General features: G+C 71.5%; 17 protein-coding genes. 12 read left to right on the plus strand and 5 right to left on the minus strand.

Annotation, left to right across the window (positions count from 1 at the left end; all coding sequences use genetic code 11):
* Window positions 1-53: 53 nt before the first annotated feature.
* A complete protein-coding gene (locus ACFC51_RS17260; RefSeq protein WP_014157243.1) occupies window positions 54-419 on the minus strand; it encodes a DUF1844 domain-containing protein in 366 nt (121 codons plus the stop codon).
* A 342-nt stretch (window positions 420-761) separates the two neighbouring features.
* Between ACFC51_RS17260 and infC the strand changes: the two genes are divergently transcribed.
* The 9 genes from infC (at window position 762) to ACFC51_RS17305 (ending at window position 10,653) form a co-directional block, all read left to right on the plus strand.
* Complete coding sequence (infC, locus tag ACFC51_RS17265) at window positions 762-1,469, plus strand: translation initiation factor IF-3 (RefSeq protein ID WP_376529442.1); 708 nt, start codon at window positions 762-764, stop codon at window positions 1,467-1,469.
* Between the two features lie 120 nt (window positions 1,470-1,589).
* Entirely contained in the window at window positions 1,590-1,784 is a 195-nt protein-coding gene (gene rpmI, locus ACFC51_RS17270) for a 50S ribosomal protein L35 (protein ID WP_030918579.1), read from the plus strand.
* A 112-nt stretch (window positions 1,785-1,896) separates the two neighbouring features.
* Window positions 1,897-2,280 carry a 50S ribosomal protein L20 gene (rplT, locus tag ACFC51_RS17275; RefSeq protein WP_003970214.1) on the plus strand — a complete coding sequence of 128 codons (384 nt, stop codon included), beginning with the start codon at window positions 1,897-1,899 and terminating at the stop codon, window positions 2,278-2,280.
* A 161-nt stretch (window positions 2,281-2,441) separates the two neighbouring features.
* Window positions 2,442-3,281: a TrmH family RNA methyltransferase gene (locus ACFC51_RS17280; protein ID WP_376372558.1), complete on the plus strand. Its 840-nt coding sequence runs from the start codon at window positions 2,442-2,444 to the stop codon at window positions 3,279-3,281.
* Window positions 3,282-3,421: 140 nt separating this feature from the next.
* Window positions 3,422-4,576 (plus strand): ATP-binding protein, encoded by a 1,155-nt coding sequence (locus tag ACFC51_RS17285; RefSeq protein WP_376372555.1) that lies wholly within the window; start codon window positions 3,422-3,424, stop codon window positions 4,574-4,576.
* A 114-nt stretch (window positions 4,577-4,690) separates the two neighbouring features.
* Window positions 4,691-5,818, plus strand: coding sequence for a phenylalanine--tRNA ligase subunit alpha (gene pheS / locus ACFC51_RS17290; protein ID WP_376372552.1), 1,128 nt, complete (start codon window positions 4,691-4,693; stop codon window positions 5,816-5,818).
* Window positions 5,818-8,328: a phenylalanine--tRNA ligase subunit beta gene (pheT, locus tag ACFC51_RS17295; RefSeq protein WP_376372549.1), complete on the plus strand. Its 2,511-nt coding sequence runs from the start codon at window positions 5,818-5,820 to the stop codon at window positions 8,326-8,328. Before pheS ends, pheT begins: the two co-directional genes overlap by 1 nt.
* Before the next feature lie 366 nt (window positions 8,329-8,694).
* Entirely contained in the window at window positions 8,695-10,035 is a 1,341-nt protein-coding gene (locus ACFC51_RS17300) for a transcriptional regulator (protein WP_376529444.1), read from the plus strand.
* Between the two features lie 87 nt (window positions 10,036-10,122).
* Entirely contained in the window at window positions 10,123-10,653 is a 531-nt protein-coding gene (locus ACFC51_RS17305) for an NUDIX domain-containing protein (protein WP_376372543.1), read from the plus strand.
* Window positions 10,654-10,788: 135 nt separating this feature from the next.
* On the opposite strand, the gene ACFC51_RS17310 is transcribed toward ACFC51_RS17305, so the two are convergent.
* Together ACFC51_RS17310 and ACFC51_RS17315 are read right to left on the minus strand one after the other, a co-directional pair.
* The gene (locus ACFC51_RS17310) at window positions 10,789-12,978 is read right to left on the minus strand and encodes an NACHT domain-containing protein (RefSeq protein ID WP_376372541.1); all 2,190 of its coding nucleotides are present in this window, start codon (window positions 12,976-12,978) and stop codon (window positions 10,789-10,791) included.
* Between the two features lie 395 nt (window positions 12,979-13,373).
* Window positions 13,374-14,234 (minus strand): 3-hydroxybutyryl-CoA dehydrogenase, encoded by an 861-nt coding sequence (locus ACFC51_RS17315; RefSeq protein ID WP_376372538.1) that lies wholly within the window; start codon window positions 14,232-14,234, stop codon window positions 13,374-13,376.
* Between the two features lie 198 nt (window positions 14,235-14,432).
* Here ACFC51_RS17315 and ACFC51_RS17320 point away from each other — a divergent pair, with 198 nt between their 5' ends.
* Window positions 14,433-15,689 (plus strand): glycoside hydrolase family 10 protein, encoded by a 1,257-nt coding sequence (locus ACFC51_RS17320; RefSeq protein ID WP_376372536.1) that lies wholly within the window; start codon window positions 14,433-14,435, stop codon window positions 15,687-15,689.
* 124 nt (window positions 15,690-15,813) lie between these two features.
* On the opposite strand, the gene ACFC51_RS17325 is transcribed toward ACFC51_RS17320, so the two are convergent.
* Complete coding sequence (locus ACFC51_RS17325; protein ID WP_376372534.1) at window positions 15,814-16,017, minus strand: DUF1918 domain-containing protein; 204 nt, start codon at window positions 16,015-16,017, stop codon at window positions 15,814-15,816.
* A gap of 42 nt (window positions 16,018-16,059) precedes the next feature.
* Window positions 16,060-17,031 carry a DMT family transporter gene (locus ACFC51_RS17330; RefSeq protein ID WP_376372531.1) on the minus strand — a complete coding sequence of 324 codons (972 nt, stop codon included), beginning with the start codon at window positions 17,029-17,031 and terminating at the stop codon, window positions 16,060-16,062.
* Here ACFC51_RS17330 and ACFC51_RS17335 point away from each other — a divergent pair.
* Entirely contained in the window at window positions 17,030-18,490 is a 1,461-nt protein-coding gene (locus ACFC51_RS17335; RefSeq protein WP_376372529.1) for a PLP-dependent aminotransferase family protein, read from the plus strand. The two genes, ACFC51_RS17330 and ACFC51_RS17335, sit on opposite strands and share 2 nt — an antisense overlap.
* Window positions 18,487-18,957 carry a GNAT family N-acetyltransferase gene (locus tag ACFC51_RS17340; RefSeq protein WP_376372526.1) on the plus strand — a complete coding sequence of 157 codons (471 nt, stop codon included), beginning with the start codon at window positions 18,487-18,489 and terminating at the stop codon, window positions 18,955-18,957. Before ACFC51_RS17335 ends, ACFC51_RS17340 begins: the two co-directional genes overlap by 4 nt.
* The last annotated feature ends 8 nt before the right edge of the window (window positions 18,958-18,965 follow it).

Consider the following 18,965-nt stretch of genomic DNA (forward strand, 5'->3'; position numbering starts at 1 on the left):
ACGAGCCCGCCGCCTGTCGCAGGCGGCGGGCTCGTGCGGGTACGGCCGGAGGGTCAGCCGTAGACGGGGCCGGTGTACTTCTCGCCCGGGCCGTGACCGGGCTCGTCCGGGACGAGCGAGGCCTCGCGGAAGGCCAGCTGGAGCGACTTGAGGCCGTCGCGGAGCGGGGAGGCGTGGAAGGTGCTGATCTCGGTCGCGCTCGCGTCGAGCAGCCCGGCGAGGGCCTGGACCAGCTTGCGGGCCTCGTCCAGGTCCTTGTGCTGCTCGCCCTCCTCCGTCAGGCCGAGCTTCACGGCGGCCGCGCTCATCAGGTTCACGGCGACGGTCACGATCACCTCGACCGCGGGAACCTCCGCGATGTCGCGGGCCATGTCGTCGAAGCCGGGGTTCTCGGTGCTGGGGGTGGTCGCGTCGCTCATGCCCCACACGATAAGGCCACGCCGGCGCGGACCTTCCTGCGGGAGCCGTACGGACAGCTGGTTCGCCGTGGCCCCGGGGAGCTGCTAACCTTGTGTAACGACCGGCCGGACACCTATGTGACCGGCCCACAAGTGGAGGCTCCGATCTCCCACCTGACCGTCCTCCGGGACGGCGGGTCACCGGTCAGGTGGCAGCCATCGTTCCGTACGGACGATGGGGCCGCCCGATAGCGCCCCGCGATTGCACGCGGCGGTGTTCCGGTAGTTCCTGGAGCCCCGCCTGTGTCCCGTCCGGGGCTTTTGTGCTTTTCCCGGCTCGGTTGGTCTCACAGAAGACGTTACGTGGCTGTCCGCCAGGCGGTCGCGTGGTGCTACCGAGGAGGATCCATCAGCGCCGAGCCCCGCATCAACGACCGGATTCGCGTTCCCGAGGTGCGACTTGTCGGTCCCAGCGGCGAGCAGGTCGGGATTGTTCCGCTTGCCAAGGCCCTGGAGCTCGCACAGGAGTACGACCTCGACCTGGTCGAGGTGGCGGCGACAGCCCGTCCCCCCGTGTGCAAGCTCATGGACTACGGGAAGTTCAAGTACGAGTCGGCCATGAAGGCCCGTGAGGCGCGCAAGAACCAGGCGCACACGGTCATCAAGGAAATGAAGCTCCGGCCGAAGATCGACCCGCACGACTACGACACCAAGAAGGGTCACGTCGTCCGGTTCCTCAAGCAGGGGGACAAGGTCAAGATCACGATCATGTTCCGCGGTCGTGAGCAGTCCCGTCCCGAGCTGGGCTTCCGTCTGCTCCAGCGTCTCGCTTCGGACGTCGAGGACCTTGGGTTCATCGAGTCCAACCCGAAGCAGGACGGCCGGAACATGATCATGGTTCTGGGCCCGCACAAGAAGAAGACCGAAGCCATGGCCGAAGCCCGCGAGGCCCAGGCCGCCCGCAAGGCGGAGCGCCAGGGATCCACCCCTGACGCCGAGCGCGAGGGTGACACCGCTGAGGCTCCGGCCGCAGCGGCCGAGGCTCCGGCCGAGACACCTTCCGAGGCGTGACCTCCGGGGGCAGCCACCCAGGCGCCCCCGGGTCCCTCGGAAACCACCCAAAGATCTGACGCCCCTGCAGTCCGGTGCCCGCACCGAGAGGGGCGCCACTGACGAGGAGATAACGGCGTTATGCCGAAGAACAAGACGCACAGCGGTGCCAGCAAGCGCTTCAAGATCACCGGCTCCGGCAAGGTGCTGCGCGAGAAGGCGGGCAAGCGCCACCTGCTCGAGCACAAGTCGTCCAAGAAGACCCGCTCGCTGACCGGCACGGTCGTCGTGGCTCCGGCCGACGCCAAGAAGATCAAGAAGCTTCTCGGCAAGTGAGGCGCCGTCTCCGGTGAACCCGGAGACGCCCTCGATCCGACCGGGACCAATTCGTTTCCGGGTCGGGTGAGTCTGAACTGCGACCACCCGCCCCCGCTGCAAGGAGTTAAAAGTGGCACGCGTCAAGCGGGCAGTAAACGCCCACAAGAAGCGCCGGGCGATCCTCGAGGCCGCCAGCGGTTACCGCGGTCAGCGTTCGCGCCTGTACCGCAAGGCCAAGGAGCAGGTCACCCACTCCCTGGTCTACAACTACAACGACCGCAAGAAGCGCAAGGGCGACTTCCGTCAGCTCTGGATCCAGCGCATCAACGCGGCTGCCCGCCAGAACGGCATGACGTACAACCGCCTCATCCAGGGTCTGAAGGCCGCCAACATCGAGGTGGACCGCAAGATCCTGGCCGAGCTCGCGGTCAACGACGCCAATGCGTTCGCCGCGCTCGTCGAGGTCGCCCAGAAGGCCCTCCCGAGCGACGTCAACGCCCCGAAGGCCGCCTGATCCAGGCAGGACCTCGGCGTCCCAGCGTTCCGAGCCGGACCCGCAGGCGTGTGCCGTCTGCGGGTCCGGTGCGTTGCACGACGTGTCGCGTACGTAGTCAGCCGTACGCAGAGAAACGTACGCAGAGAAGCTGACATACGCAGAGAGGCTCGCCGCCGACCATGGGCACCCCCGAACTGATCTCCGCCCGATCGCCGCGGATCGCCGCCGCACGCCGGCTGGCCAGGCGTAACTTCCGCGGCAAGGAGCGCAGGTTCATCGCCGAGGGGCCGCAGGCCGTGCGGGAGGCTGCCGCACACCGGGGCGGCGACGGCGAGCCCACACTGACCGAACTCTTCGCCACCGTCGAGGCGGCCGAGCGGTACGCCGACATCATCGACGCCGCCCGCGCCGCGGGCGCCCGCGTGCACCTCGCCGACGGCGACGCGCTCGCCGACGTCTCGCAGACCGTCACGCCCCAGGGCCTCATCGGCGTCTGCCGCTTCCTGGACTCGCCCTTCGAGGACATCCTCGCGGCGAAGCCCACCCTGGTCGCCGTGCTCGCCCACGTACGCGACCCCGGCAACGCGGGCACCGTACTGCGGTGCGCGGACGCCGCCGGCGCGGACGCCGTCGTCCTGACCGACGCCTCCGTGGACCTCTACAACCCCAAGTCGGTGCGGGCCTCCGTCGGCTCGCTCTTCCACCTGCCGGTGGCCGTAGGCGTGCCCGTCGAGCAGGCCGTGCAGGGCCTCAGGGACGCCGGTGTGCGCATCCTGGCGGCCGACGGCGCCGGTGAGGACGACCTCGACGACGAGCTCGACGCGGGCACCATGGGCGGCCCCACCGCCTGGGTGTTCGGCAACGAGGCGTGGGGCCTGCCCGAGGAGACGCGGGCCCTGGCGGACGCCGTGGTCCGGGTCCCGATCCACGGCAGGGCCGAGAGCCTCAACCTGGCCACCGCCGCCGCCGTGTGCCTCTACGCCTCCGCGCGGGCCCAGCGCCCCCGGCGCGCCCGCTGATCCCGCCCGCCGTCCCACCGATCGATACGGGCCACACCCGGCCGGTGCCCGCCCTGAGGGTGTCGCCCGGCTGCTGACGCCTAGTAGGGTGGCGAACTCGGGGGCCCACTGCACCGGTTCGAGAGGTGGGGTACGGGAAGATGGCAGTCGGCATGAGCAGGCCGCGAGCGGCACACACGGCCGCCGTGCGCGCCCTCGCCGACGGGGCCGGCGAGAGCCGGGCCTTCGGGGATCCCACGGCGGGCATCGACCCGGACGATCTGCCCGACGGACTCGTCGTCGCCGACGAGAACGGCAAGGTCGTCTGCTTCAACAGAGCCGCCTCCCGGATCACCGCCACACCCGTGGCCGACGCCCTCGGCCACTCCCTTGACCAGGCGCTGCCCCTCGAGGACCTCAAGGGACGCCGCTGGTGGGAGGTGACCGACCCCTACGGCGGGCTCGCCACCCGGGTCGGCCAGCCGGAGCGGAATCTGCTGCTGCCCGGCGGACGCGAGGTCCTGGTCTCCGCCCGTTACGTACGGGAGGCCCCGACCGGGCCGGTCCGGCGGCTCGTCGTCTCGCTGCGCGGCACCGAGGCCCGCCGGCGCACCGAGCTCAGCCACGCCGAGCTGATCGCCACCGTCGCCCACGAGCTGCGCTCCCCCCTGACCTCGGTGAAGGGCTTCACCGCCACGCTGCTGGCCAAGTGGGAGCGGTTCACCGACGACCAGAAGCGGCTGATGCTGGAGACCGTCGACGCCGACGCCAACCGCGTCACCCGGCTCATCGCCGAGCTGCTCGACATCTCCCGCATCGACTCCGGCCGGCTCGAGCTGCGCCGCCAGCCCGTGGACATCTCCGCCGCCGTCGAACGCCACGTCCAGGCGCTCACGGCGAACGGCCAGGCCCCCGACCGCTTCCTCGTCCACACCCGGCAGCCGCTGCCCGCGCTCTGGGCCGATCCGGACAAGGTCGACCAGGTGCTCGGCAACCTCCTGGAAAACGCGGTGCGGCACGGCGAGGGAACCGTCACCATTGACATCGCCCCTGCACCCGCACCGGGCAAGGACGACGAGAGCGGAACGGCAGTCACCGTGAGCGACGAAGGTCCCGGCATCCCCGAGGAGTCGATGGGCCGCGTCTTCACCCGCTTCTGGCGGGGGAGCAAGCGCGGCGGGACCGGCCTGGGCCTCTACATCGTCAAGGGCATCGTCGAGGCCCACGGCGGCACCATCACGGTGGACCGCGCGCCCGGCGGAGGCGCCGAATTCCGATTTATCCTGCCCGTGAGCGCGCCGGCCTATCTGGCCTGAGCGGCCCACGGGCTTCTTCGCCCCCCGGCGGCCCGTAGACTCGACTTTTGGCACCTTTGCGTCCTCAGTCGTCGAACCAGGGTCGCCACCAGCCAATCGGAAGCACGGGAAGAGATGTCGGCACCGAACAAGTCGTACGACCCAGTCGAGGTCGAGGCACTGAAACCGGAAGAGATCGAGCGCATGCGGGACGAGGCGTTCGCCGCCTTCGCCGCCGCGGGCGACCTCGACGCGCTCGCCCAGGCGAAGACCGCGCACACCGGTGGTACCTCGCCCCTGTCGCTCGCCAACCGGGAGATCGGCGCGCTGCCGCCGCAGGCCAAGGCCGAGGCGGGCAAGCGCGTGGGCCAGGCCCGCGGCGCCGTCTCCAAGGCGCTCGCCGCCCGCCAGACCGAGCTGGAGGCCGAGCGTGACGCCCGGGTGCTGGTCGAGGAGGCGGTGGACGTCACGCTGCCCTACGACCGCGTCCCGGCCGGTGCGCGGCACCCCCTGACGACGATCATGGAGCGCGTCGCCGACGTCTTCGTCGCCATGGGCTACGAGATCGCCGAGGGCCCCGAGGTCGAGGCGGAGTGGTTCAACTTCGACGCCCTGAACTTCGTGCCCGACCACCCGGCGCGGCAGATGCAGGACACCTTCTTCGTCCAGGGCGCCGACGGTGCCAGGAACGACGAGTCCGGTGTCGTGCTGCGTACGCACACCTCGCCCGTCCAGGCCCGCTCGCTGCTCAGCCGCAAGCCCCCCGTATACGTGGTCTGCCCCGGCCGGGTCTACCGCACCGACGAGCTCGACGCCACGCACACCCCGGTCTTCCACCAGATCGAGCTGCTCGCCGTCGACGAGGGCCTCACCATGGCCGACCTCAAGGGCACCCTCGACCACATGGTCCAGGCGCTCTTCGGTCCGGACATGAAGACCCGGCTGCGGCCGAACTTCTTCCCCTTCACCGAGCCGTCCGCCGAGATGGACATGGTCTGCTACGTCTGCCGCGGCGAGTCCGTCGGCAACCCGGACCGCCCCTGCCGCACCTGCGGCAGCGAGGGCTGGATCGAGCTCGGCGGCTGCGGCATGGTCAACCCGAAGGTGCTCGTCGCCTGCGGTGTGGACCCCGAGAAGTACAGCGGCTTCGCCTTCGGGTTCGGCATCGAACGGATGCTGATGTTCCGCCACAACGTCGAAGACATGCGAGACATGGTCGAGGGTGACGTCCGGTTCACCCGGCCGTTCGGGATGGAGATCTGATGCGCGTCCCGCTTTCCTGGCTGCGGGAATACGTCGACCTGCCGGCGACGGCGACCGGCCGCGACGTGCAGGCCGAGCTCGTCTCCGTCGGCCTCGAGGTCGAGACCGTCGAGCAGACCGGCGCCGGCCTCAAGGGCCCCCTGGTCGTCGGACAGGTGCTGACCATCGAGGAGCTGGAGGGCTTCAAGAAGCCCATCCGCTTCTGCACCGTCGACGTCGGCACGGCCAACGGCACCGGCGAGCCGCAGGAGATCGTCTGCGGCGCCCGTAACTTCTCCGTCGGCGACAAGGTCGTCGTGGTCCTCCCGGGCGCGGTGCTGCCCGGCGACTTCGCGATCGCCGCGCGCAAGACGTACGGCAAGACCTCGCACGGCATGATCTGCTCCACCGACGAGCTCGGCATGGGCGACGACGGCACGCACGGCATCATCGTGCTGCCGCCCGAGTACGAGCCGGGCACCGACGCGATCGAGCTCCTCGAGCTCGTCGACGAGGTGCTGGACATCGCCGTCACGCCGGACCGCGGCTACTGCCTCTCGATGCGCGGGGTCGCCCGGGAGGCCGCCACCGCGTACGGGCTTCCGCTGCGCGACCCGGCGCTCCTGGACGTGCCGCCGCCCAACGCGCACGGCTACCCGGTGAAGGTGTCCGACCCGATCGGATGCAGCAACTTCACCGCGCGCACGGTCACCGGTCTGCGGCCCGAGGCGCGTACCCCGATCTGGATGCAGCGCAGGCTGCAGAAGGCCGGGATGCGTACCGTCTCGCTCGCCGTCGACATCACCAACTACGTGATGCTCGAGCTCGGCCAGCCGCTGCACGCCTACGACCGCGGCCGCGTCGAGGGCCCGATCGGGGTGCGCCGCGCCCAGCAGGGCGAGAAGCTCACCACGCTCGACGGCGCCAAGCGCGTCCTGGACGCCCAGGACCTCGTCATCACCGACGACCGCGGGCCCATCGGCCTCGCGGGCGTCATGGGCGGTGCCGACACCGAGATCGCCGACGTGGCCGAGGAGACCGCGACCACCGAGGTCGTCATCGAGGCCGCGCACTTCGACGCGATCGCCATCGCCCGGACCGCGCGCCGCCACAAGCTGAGCTCGGAGGCGTCCAAGCGCTTCGAGCGCGGCGTCGACCCGCAGGCCGCCGCGGCCGCCGCCCAGCGCACGGTCGACCTCCTGGTCCTCCTCGCGGGCGGTACCGCCGAGGCCGGGGTCACGGAGATCACCGCCCCGTCGGCCCCCCGCACCATCGCGATGCCCGCGAACCACCCCGACCGGGTGGCCGGCGTCGCGTACGGCCGCGAGACGGTCGTGCGCCGCCTCCAGCAGGTCGGCTGCGACGTCTACGGGCAGGACGAGCTGATCGTCACCGTGCCGTCCTGGCGCCCCGACCTCAACGCGCCGAACGACCTGGCCGAGGAGGTCATCCGGCTGGAGGGGTACGAGAACCTCCCCTCCACCCTGCCGACCCCGCCCTCCGGGCGCGGGCTCACCGACCGCCAGCGGCTGCACCGCCGCATCGGCCGGGCCCTGGCCGGCGCCGGTTACGTCGAGGCGCTCAGCTACCCGTTCATCGGTGACGCCGTCCTCGACCAGCTCGGCCTGGAGAAGGACGACGCCCGCCGCCGTACGGTCACCCTCGTCAACCCGCTCTCCGACGAGGAGCCCGCGCTGCGCACCACGCTGCTGCCGGGCCTCCTCGGTGCGCTGCGGCGCAACGACGGCCGGGGCAGCCACGACCTGGCGCTCTTCGAGACGGGTCTCGTCTTCCGGCCGACCGGCGAGGAGACCAGGGCCGTACGGCTGCCGGTCGACCGCCGCCCCACCGACGAGGAGATCGCCGGACTGGACGCGGCACTGCCGCGCCAGCCGCGCCGCGCCGCCGTCGTCCTCGCGGGCGCCCGCGAGCAGGCCGGCTGGTGGGGCAAGGCACGCACCGCCACCTGGGCGGACGCCGTCGAGGCGGCCCGCACCGTCGCCGGTGAGGCCGGCGTCGAGCTGACGGTCCGCGCCGGCCGGCACGCACCGTGGCACCCCGGCCGCTGCGCCGCGCTGTACGTCACGGTCGACGGCGAGGAGACCCTCTTCGGCCACGCGGGCGAGCTGCACCCCCGGGTCGTCAAGGAGCTCCACCTGCCCGAGCGGACCTGCGCCATGGAGGTCGAGCTCGACGTCCTGGAGCGGGCCGTCGACGGTGCGCTCCAGGCGCCCCGGATCTCCACCTTCCCGGTGGCGACCCAGGACGTCGCGCTCGTCGTCGCCTCGGACGTGCCCGCCGACGCGGTGGAGGGGGCGCTCCGTGAGGGCGCCGGCGACCTCCTCGAGTCGCTGCGGCTGTTCGACGTCTTCACCGGCGAGCAGATCGGCGAGGGCAACAAGTCCCTGGCGTACGCGCTGAGGTTCCGTGCCCCGGACCGTACGCTCACCGTGGAGGAGGCCTCCGCGGCCCGCGACACGGCGGTCGCCCTGGCCACGGAGCGCACCGGCGCGGTGCTGCGCGGCGCGTAGAAACTGCCTGGCACCCGAAGGGTGAGAAGGGGCGTATCCGGCCACCGGATACGCCCCTTCTGTTCTCGCCGGACGGCGGGGGACCGCACACGGCCCGTCTGTCATCGGGGCAGTGGGCCGTGCGATCCGGCGCCGCCCGCCCTGCCACGGAGTGTCGGGCAGGCCGGCAGGACGAACGGCGCGGGTGCGGGTCGTCGAACTGTACGAGGGGGAGCCGACGACCCGGCCGCCTCTTGCGAGGCACTCAGTCAACCGGGCGGTCCACCGGAGCGGCAGGGCGCACGGCAGGACGGTTCGGGCATTCCGTTCACACCCCGTGTGAATCGTGCTGGACTAGGCTCGTCGCGACGCGCACTTGGGGGGGCAATGGAGCCCAACGTCCTGCTCGAATCCCTGATCGACGAGGCGGGTGTGTCCCGTGCGGGGCTCGCCCTGCACGTCAACCTGGCCGGCCGCGCGCGGGGGCTGTGCCTGCGCTACGAACACACGGCGGTCTCCCGCTGGCTCAAGGGCCAGCGGCCGCGCGGGCAGGTCCCCGACCTGATCTGCGAGGTGCTCGCGGGCCGGCTGGACCGGCCCGTCACCCTCGACGACATCGGCATGGGCGTCGCCGGGCTCCATGCGACGGCGCCGAGCACCGGGCTCTCCGGATTCGTCGAGCACGCGACCGCCGTGTGGCGCTCCGACGAACAGCAGCGCCCGCACCTCGCCACCGCGGCGGCCGTGACGGGCACCACGGCGGTGATGCCCGTCTGGGAGTGGGAGAACCCTCCCGAGGACGCCGACGTCTCCCGCCCCGGGCCGTCCCGCGTGAGCCCGGCGGACATAGCGATGCTGCGCGCGGCCCGCGCCCACTACGAGCAGATGTACCGGAAGGCCGGAGGGATCGCGACCAGACCCCGCGTCGTCGGCTTCCTCAACGCCGAGACGGCGCCGCTGCTGCGCGGCGGGTACAGCGACGCCACGGGCCGCAGGCTGCACCGGGCGGCCGCCGGTCTGGTGGCCGTCGCCGGCATCTGCGCCTACGACTCCGACGCCCACGGGCTCGCCCAGCGGTACTTCCACCAGGCCCTGCGCCTGGCCAAGGCCAGCGGGGACCGGGGGCTCGGCGGCTATGTGATCGCTCTGCTCGTGAACCAGTCCCTGTACCTGGCCGAATTCCGCCGGTCCGTCGCGTTCGCCGAGGCCGCCCTGCGCGCCGCGGGCCCGCACATTACCCCGGCGCTGGCCACCGATCTGCACGCGATGCAGGCCAAGGCCTACGCCCGGCTCGGCGACCACCGCAGCGCCCTGGAGTGCATCCGCAGGGCGGAGGCGGAGGCCGGACGCATCGGCAGCGGGAGCGAGCCGGACGAGACGGGGTACGTCCAGCCCGGTCTGGTCAACGTCCAGGTGGCGGAGGCCCTGCTGCGGCTCGGGGACCTCGCCGGTGCCCGGGAGCACGCGGCTGCGGCCGTACGCTCCCCCGCGCACGACCGCGGGGCCGTGCACCGGCTCGCCCTGCTCACCCATCTCGAACTGCTCCAGGGCGAGGCCGACAGAGCGGCCCGCACGGCCTCGGAGATGGCGGAACGGGCCTGGGGGATGGAATCCCAGCGGCTCCGTGACCGGCTGCGCTCCGTACGCGAGCACCTGGCCGCGAGCGGCAGCGCGGACGCCACGGCTGCGGCCGTCCTCATCGACGGAGCGCTCCGCGTGCCCCTGTGAGCCTCGTCCCGGAGTCCTCCACGCGTTCCCCTGCGGGGCGGACCCTGCTGCGATGTTGCCATCGACCAGTCGGAAGGTGGCAGAACTGTGCAGTGGACGAACTTAAACGAACAGACCGTGTATGAGAATCGCTGGTTCCGGGTCAATCTGGCGAATGTCGCCCTCCCTGACGGCCGGCACCTGGACCACTTCCTCATCCGGCTCCGGGCCGTCGCCGCGGCGACCGTAGTGAACGAGGCCAACGAGGTCCTGCTCCTGTGGCGGCACCGCTTCATCACCGACAGCTGGGGCTGGGAGCTGGCCGCGGGCGTCGTCGAGGACGGCGAGGACATCGCCGCCGCGGCGGCACGGGAGATGGAGGAGGAGACCGGCTGGCGCCCCGGTGAGCTGCGCCCCCTGATGACCGTCGAACCGGCCAACGGCCTCATCGACGCCCGGCACCACCTCTTCTGGTCCCGCGAGGCCACGTACACCGGGCACCCGGCGGACGACTTCGAGTCATCGCGCCGCGCGTGGGTGCCGCTCAAACTCGTGCCGGACATGGTCGCGCGCGGCGAGATCCCCGCGGCCAACATGGCGGCGGGGCTGCTGATGCTCCATCACATGCAGCTGGGCTGACGGCACATGCCGGTGCGGCGGTCCCGCCGGAGAGTCCGGGGGTCCGCCGCACCGGCAGGACGGCTCAGCCGTACGCCTGGCGGCTCGCCCCCGTCTCGGAGGGCGAGCCGTCGCACAGGACTCCGCCGCCATCCCTCAAGAAGGTGACGGTGGTGTCGGACGGGCGGCGAGGTGGTTCTGAAGCTCACGGTGGCGGAACTGCCATGCCATCCCTGACACACGCAGGATGCCGAGTTCGTAGCAGGTATCGAGAAAGTGCCCCAGCCGCCACGGCAACCTCCTGCGCGTGTGGAGGAGGAACGCGAGATACCGCAGAGATGCCGCTCCTCCTCCGACAGGGAGAATGAAAATGATGGCCCCAGCCGTCAGCCCGACCATGGTTGTCGCGAAAAGGAAGAGCGCATAGTCAAGGAATGAGGCATCGGTGTCGCCCGTGGCGAAAAGGACAAGCATCAAGGAGAACAGGAACGATGCTCCGACCCCCGCCACGGGTCCGAACACGAGCGCGGCGGTGAGGTCCATGCGGATGGTGTGCCGTGGAGAGATTCCTACGTTCTCCTGATTCATCATGAGCCCGCGTGCGAGTCCGGCCGGCACTCCGGTCGCGAGCCCGGCTCCTGCGGCAATCACGAAAACATTTCGATGGGGCCCTCCCGCATACATTCCCATGCTGGAAATGATCACGAAAACAATGGAGAACACTGCGGTGGTGGTCACGATGAGAGCGCGTCTACCGGCCGGGGTGCGGAGACGGCCGACGTCGATCCGCCGCGGCTTCGGCCACGTCGGGCGGTAAAGCGCCGCAACCAGGAGGACGAGCAAGAAAACCAGGAGGGCTTTTGTCTGACCGGAGGGGATCAGTGCCAACGCGGCCAAGGTGGCCACAGGAAACAACGCCGCCATGGCCAGGAGCCGTTCGGTCCACCGGGTCCGATGCTGCCCTCCCAGGGGCCACAGTTCGTGCAGGAGCAGGTCGGTGCTGCTCAGCACACGTCTTGCGACACGGCGGTGCGATCCGTCGCCGGAGTCGCTGTTGTCGTCGAGGTGGCGGGCGAGGAATGCCAGGCGGCGCCAAGTGGTATCGGCATCAAGTTGCGCCGGGGTGTCAGCGCCCGAGCGGTGGGAGGCGTCGTCCGAGCCCCGGTGGGCTGCGGTCACAGCGGCACTGATGTAGCGATCCAACAGGTCTTCGTACAAACGCCCGCTGTCGGCCAGCACGAGGAGGTCGGCGGGGTCACGCAGGTATTCCCCCTCGGGATCACGCTCCTGGAAGACAGTGGTTGCCAGAGTCAGTCGCCAGGGTGTGTCCAGCGTCTCGGCCAGCAGGGCATGTTCCGGAGGTACGGCACCGGGTGAGCCCGCCGCTGCCCCTTCCAGAGCGGAGAGGACCGGCTGCCAACGGGCCCGGCTCCGTTCCATCGCGGCCACACGTTGTGACAGGTAGTGGTGAGCGCGGGCAGCATCGACGCGGGCCACGGCGATGTGTGCCACGCTCCCCGACTCCACCTCTCTTTCCACCAGTGCCTGATACTGCGTGAGTCGGCAGGTGACGACGACCGGGCAGTGCCTGCCGGCGCGTTCGAAGCGATTGATCTCGCGCAGGAGCGCGGCAGCGCGTGAGGTGTAGCCGGGCGCCGTGCTCTGGTCCATCTCGTCCAGGCCGTCGATGACCGGCAGGACGAGGTCGGCTTCGACGACACGGGCGGCGTTGCCGCGGGACAGGCGGTGGACTTCGGTGAGGTGTGTCCGAAGCCAGTCACGGATTCTGCCGCCTGGCCAGGATGCCGCCGTCAGCCGTACCGGAACCGGATCCCGTGAGGAGCGTTCCGTGGCGAGCCCCAGGATCAGGGCCAGGGCGAGCACGGTCTTCCCTGTGCCCGCGTCACCGCCGGCCGGCCCGTATCGACCGTCGGACGGTGTACCGGTGATGACCATCCGACCGGGCCGCAGTTCCCGGTAGTAGTCGCTGATCCCCTCCAGCGTTCCCTCGGCGCGCGAACCGCTCAAGGTGGTGGACCCGGCCGTGAAAGCAAGATCGATGCGCCCGTCCGCCGCCGCCTGCCCGCTGCCCAGCAACTGCCGGTACTGGGCGCCCTCCGTCCTTGCCACCGACGTGGCGAGGTCCTCTGCGATGGCCTCGGCCGTCTTCTGCAGGGACCGGAATCCTGCCCACGTCCCCCAGCCCCCGAGCACCATGCTCACCAGGCTGGGCAGGAGGGCCAGCACCCCTGCCGGGTCGGAATCCCCCTTCGCGCCCGGCAGGGCATGCAGGGTCCACAGCAAGCCGAGCAAGCACAGTGCGACGCTGAACGCCGCCGCCGCCACGGTCCCAGCGCGCCCTCGAGACATCATGCCGACATCTTGACGCAGCGGACAGTCGCAAGTCCCTGGATCTTCGGAATGAAGCGGTTGTCACCAGAGATCGTCTTCAAAGGTCAGATCCAGAGCAGGACCGGGCCATGGTGACGATCGCCTACCGGGTCCGCAGGACCTCGACGCGTGGGCGGCCGAGCCGTCGACGCCGGCCGGGGCCACCCTGCGGGGCACCAGCGGCATGGTGGCCGACGTCGTGCGACGGGTGGCGGAGCACTGGCAGGCGGTCCTGGTGGGCGCGAGTCCTTCCGAACCACCCATCACCGGGGTGGATGACAGGTCCTGACCCAGGGTGACGCGCCCTCGCGGGCCCCGCGGCGTGCGCAGCGGGGCCCTCGGAGGAACGGTCAGTCGTACGGGTAGAACCCCGACCCCGTCTTGCGGCCGAGGCGCCCCGCGTCGACCATCCGCTGGAGCAGCGGGGGAGCGGCGTACAGGGGCTCCTTGTACTCGGCGTACATCGAGTCGGCGACCGAGGCCACGGTGTCCAGGCCGATCAGGTCGGCGAGCTTGAGCGGCCCCATGGGGTGGGCGCAGCCCATCTCCATGCCGTTGTCGATGTCCTCGCGGCTGGCGATGCCCGACTCGAACATCCGGATCGCCGAGAGCAGGTACGGGATCAGCAGCGCGTTGACGACGAAGCCCGAACGGTCCTGGGCGCGGATCGCGTGCTTGTCGAGCACGTCCTGCACGACGGCCTCGGCACGCTTTATCGTCTCGTCGGACGTCGTCAGCGCCGGGATCAGCTCGACGAGCCGCTGCACCGGTGCCGGGTTGAAGAAGTGGATGCCGATGACCTGGTCCGGCCGGGAGGTGGCCACGGCCAGCTTCACCAGCGGGATGGAGGAGGTGTTCGAGGCGAGGATGGCGTCCGGGCGGGTCACCACCTGGTCGAGCACCTGGAAGATCTCCGTCTTGACCTGCTCGTTCTCCACGACGGCCTCGATCACGAGATCGCGGTCGGAGAACTCCCCGAGGTCGGTGGTGAAGCTGAGGCGGGCGAGGGTCTCGTCGCGCTCCTCCACGGTGATCTTGCCGCGTTCGGCGGCCTTGGAGAGGGAGTTGTGGAGGCGGGTACGCCCTATCTCCAGCGCCTCGCCGGTGGTCTCGGCCACCTTGACCTCGAGACCGCTGCGGGCGCACACCTCGGCGATGCCTGCGCCCATCTGGCCACAGCCGACCACTCCGACGCGTGCAATGTCGGCCATAGAGTCCGTCACCTCGTGCCTTTCGCTGATCTTCGTGCGGCAGTTCCCGTTCGGTTCCGGTGCCCGCCTCGACCCCATGACGTTAACCCGCGTTCAGGTTCCGGTGAGCCGCGGGTCGAACGGTCCGGCGGCGGGCATGATCTGCGTCACGCACTGCTGACATGGCATACGACACCAAGCGGTAAGAAAGGTACACATATGCGTCGCATGGGCCGGAGGTCCTTGGTTCTGGGCGCGGCGAGCACGGTGGCCGCGCTGATGACGGCGGGTGATGCCGTCGCGGCACACCGGCCGGGTCCCGCCCGGCGCCGGCACCGCAGGGCGGACGGGGGCGAGATGCGTGGGGTGTGGATCGCCACGGTCGCCAACCTGGACTGGCCGTCGGCGGCGGGGCTGAGCGCGGCCGCCCAGGAGGCGGAGCTGATCGCCCATCTGGACCGCGCGGTCGACCTCCGGCTGAACGCCGTGGTCCTCCAGGTCCGGCCGAGCGCCGACGCCCTGTGGCCCTCGTCGTACGAGCCCTGGGCCCAGTGCCTCACCGGCGTCCAGGGCAAGGACCCAGGCTGGGACCCGCTGGGCACCGCGGTGCGCGAGGCCCACGCCCGCGGTCTGGAGCTGCACGCGTGGTTCAACCCGTACCGGGTCGCGAACCACACGGACCCCTCACGTCTCGTCGCCTCGCACCCCGCCCGGCTCCACCCGGAATGGGTGCTGCCGTACGGCGGGAAGCTCTACTACAACCCGGGACTGCCCGAGGTCAGGGAGTTCGTCCAGGACGCGATGCTCGACGCGGTGAGCCGCTACGAGGTCGACGCGGTGCACTGGGACGACTACTTCTACCCGTACCCGGTGGCCGGCCAGGCCTTCGACGACGACGCGGCGTACGAGCTGTACGGGGAGGACTTCACCGACAAGGCGTCCTGGCGCCGCGACAACACCGACCGCCTGGTGAAGGAGACCGCCGCGCGGATCAAGGAGGTGAGGAGCAGCGTCCGCTTCGGGATCAGCCCCTTCGCGGTGTGGCGCAACGCCTCGACCGATCCGCTGGGCTCCGACACCGCGGCCGGCGTGCAGACCTACGACGACCTGCACGCCGACACCCGCAAGTGGGTCAAGGAGGGCTGGATCGACTACATCTGCCCGCAGATCTACTGGAACATCGGCTTCTCCGCCGCCGACTACGCGAAGCTGCTGCCGTGGTGGGCCGAGACGGTCCGGGGCACCGGCGTCGGGCTGTACGTCGGGGAGGCGCTATACAAGGCCGGGGACCCGGCGCAACCCGCCGCCTGGCAGGATCCCGCCGAGCTGTCCCGGCATCTGGATCTCGCGGCCGGTCACCCCGAGGCGGGCGGCCACATCTTCTTCTCCGCGAAGCAGGTCGAGGCCGACCCCATCGGCGCCATGGCCCGGGTGGTCGCCGACCACTACCAGGTACGGGCCCGCGCGCCGCACTGAGTCCGCACGGCCGCGGCCTTCAGGCAGCCCGCACGGGTCCGCCCGTCCGACAGCCCGCACGGCCCCGCCCGTACGGCAGGGCGCGTGCGCCGGGAACCGCTCGTGCCCCCGGCGCACGCGCGCTCTACCGGTCCCCGTCCTCCGGGACGGCGGGCCGGACGACGCTGTCGGGGCCCGGGGACCTGATCGATTCGTGCCCGTCCTCGAAGCGCAGGCGGTACGGGGGGCTGCCCCCGTCGCCGAGCACCTCGACGATCTCTGCGACCCGGTCGTGCTGTCCGACGGTCCTGCCGTGCGTCAGCAGATGGTCGCCCGTGTGTGCCTCCATCGGGGATGACCTCCTCACGGGTGGCGGTCCATGTCGACAATTCTATGACCGGACAGGTTCCCCGGCTCCTGGCCGGCGCCTACCCCGGCTCCCCGCGCGCTGGGTGACGGCGATGCACACCAGCACGGCCACCGCCGCCACCGGGGCGGCGGGGGACACCTCCTCGCCGAGGGCGAGGAGCGACCAGACCAGGGTGAGCAGCGGCTGCGCCAGCTGGAGCTGGCTGGCCCGCGGCACTCCGATCTCCGCCATGCCCCGGTACCAGACGTACAGCCCGAGGAAGGTCGACCCGACGGCCACCCAGACCAGCCCGACGACCCCGTGGACCGTGAGGTGCACCGGTTCGTGCGGCAGCGCCACCGCCGCGCCGGCCACCGCGAGCGGCAGGCAGAGGACGAGGGCCCAGCCGATCACCTGCCAGCCCGGCATCACCCCGGCCAGCCTGCCCCCCTCGGTGTAGCCCGCCGCGCAGACCAGCAGTGCCGCGAACAGGTACGGATCGCCGCCGGAGAGCGCACCGCCGCTCTGCTGGACGGTGAAGGCGATCACCACGGCCGCACCGGCCAGGGCGGCGGCCCAGAACGCGCGGGGAGGGCGCGACCCGGTGCGCAGGGCCGAGAAGAGGGCGGTCGTCAGGGGCAGCAGCCCCACGACGACGGCCGCGTGCGCACTCGTGGAGGTCCGGAGCGCCAGCGAGGTCAGCAGGGGGAATCCCACGACCACGCCGCCCGCGACGACCGCGAGCCCCGCCCAGTGGCGGCGCTCGGGCACCGGGACGCGGCCCGCGAGCAGGGCGCATCCGGCGATCAGTGCGGCGAGCACGGTGCGCAGCGCGACCAGGGACCAGGGGCCGAAGCTCTCCAGCCCCCACACCGTGGAGGGGAAGGTCAGTGAGAAGGCGAGCACACCGAGGCCGGCGAGGAGGACACCGCTTCCGGGGCCGCGGTGCACCACGGGGAGGGGAGTCCCGACCGCTATCGCCGAGGGTGCAGTAGCGCTATTCTGTGCTGTCATGCATGAGCGTAGCAGTGTGGCAGAACTGGTGCTTTCCCTGAAAGGTGAGCTGAACCGCTACTCGCCAGGTGAGAAGTTGCCGTCGAGCCGTGCGCTCGTCGAGCGCTTCAGGGTCAGTCCGGTGACCGTCTCCCGGGCCGTCGCGCAGCTCGCAGCCGAGGGCCTGGTCGTCACCCGGCCCGGCTCCGGGGCCTTCCGGGCCGAGACCCGCGGAGCAGCCCCCGCACCGGGCGACACCTCCTGGCAGGAGGTGTCGCTCAGCGGCGGTGGCGGACCCGAGGTCGTGCCGCGCACCGTCGACGCGTCGGGGGTCCTCGTCACGCTCGCCGCACCGCCGCCCGGCGTGATCGAGTTCAACGGCGGTTACCTCCACTCCGGCCTCCAGCCCGAGCGCGCCCTCGCCGCCGCCCTGGCCCGGGCCGGACGACGGCCGGGCGCGTGGGGCAGGCCGCCCACCGACGGCCTGGCCGAGCTGCGTTCCTGGTTCGCCCGGGAGATCGGCCCCTCCTTCACCGGGGCCGACGTCCTGGTCACCGCCGGAGGGCAGAGCGCCCTGGCCACCGCGCTGCGGGCGCTCGCCCCGCCCGGCGCCCCCGTCCTCGTCGAATCGCCCACCTATCCGGGCATGCTGGCCGCCGCCCGCGCCACCGGCCTGCGGCCGGTCCCGGTGCCGGTGGACGCCGACGGGGTGCGGCCCGACCTGCTCGAAGCCGCGTTCCGCGCGACCGGGGCCAGGGTGTTCGTCTGCCAGCCGCTCTTCCAGAACCCGACGGGCGCGGTCCTCGCCGCTGAGCGGCGCGAACGGATCGTGCGGACCGCCCGGGATGCCGGCGCCTTCGTCGTCGAGGACGACTTCGCGCGCCATCTCGTCCACGCGGACGCGGGCCCCCTGCCCGAGCCCCTGGCCGCACACGACCCGGACGGTGCCGTCGTCCATGTGCGCTCCCTCACCAAGATCACCTCGCCCAGCCTCCGGGTCGGCGCCCTGGCTGCTCGCGGGCCCGTGCTGGAACGGCTGCGCGCCATCCAGGTCGTCGACAGCTTCTTCGTGCCGCGCCCTCTCCAGGAGGCCGCGCTCGAACTCGTCGGCTCCCCTTCCTGGGAGCGCCATCTGCGCACCGTGGCCGCCGAACTCGCCGCGCGCCGCACTGCGATGACGACCGCCGTGCGCGGCGGACTGCCCGAACTCGCCCTGCCGCACGTGCCGTCGGGCGGCGGCAGCCTCTGGCTCCGGCTGCCCGGCCCGGTGGCCGGTGAGCCCGCACTGGTCGCCGCCGCGCTGCGGGCCGGCGTCGCCGTGGCGCCCGGCCGCCCGTACCACTGCGCCGAACCCCCCGCCGGGCACATCAGGCTCAGCTTCGCCGCCCTCTCCGGCCCCGCCGAGATCGCCGAGGGGGTGCGCAGGCTGCGTAAAGCGGTCGACGAACTGCAGGGGCCGGGCGATAGCCTCCCGGGATGAACGGCAACGACACCGCCGGGCGGTCCTACGAGATCTCCGACGACCTCACCCGGATCGACCCGGCCCGCGTCCACCGCTGGCTGTCGACGGACGCCTACTGGGCGCTCGGACGCACCCGGGAGATGCAGGACCGGGCGATGGCGGGCTCGCTCAACTTCGGTGCCTACGACGTCGCTTCGGGCGAGCAGGCGGCCTACGCGCGGGTGGTGACCGACCGCGCCTCGTTCGCCTGGATCTGCGACGTCTACGTGGACCGCGCGGCCCGCGGCCACGGCCTCGGCACCCGGCTCGTCACCACCGTCCGCGACGTCCTGTCCCCGCTGGGCGTGCGCAGATTCCTGCTCGCCACCAGGGACGCCCACGGGGTCTACGCGAAGCTCGGCTTCACCCCGCTCCCCGACCCGGACATGTGGATGGCCCTCCAGGTGGGCCGAGGCGCGGACGCCCCCGGCCCACCGCCCTCTTGACCGGCGCG

Origin of the sequence: Streptomyces sp. NPDC055962 (assembly GCF_042270185.1) — a bacterium.
Lineage (GTDB): Bacteria > Actinomycetota > Actinomycetes > Streptomycetales > Streptomycetaceae > Streptomyces.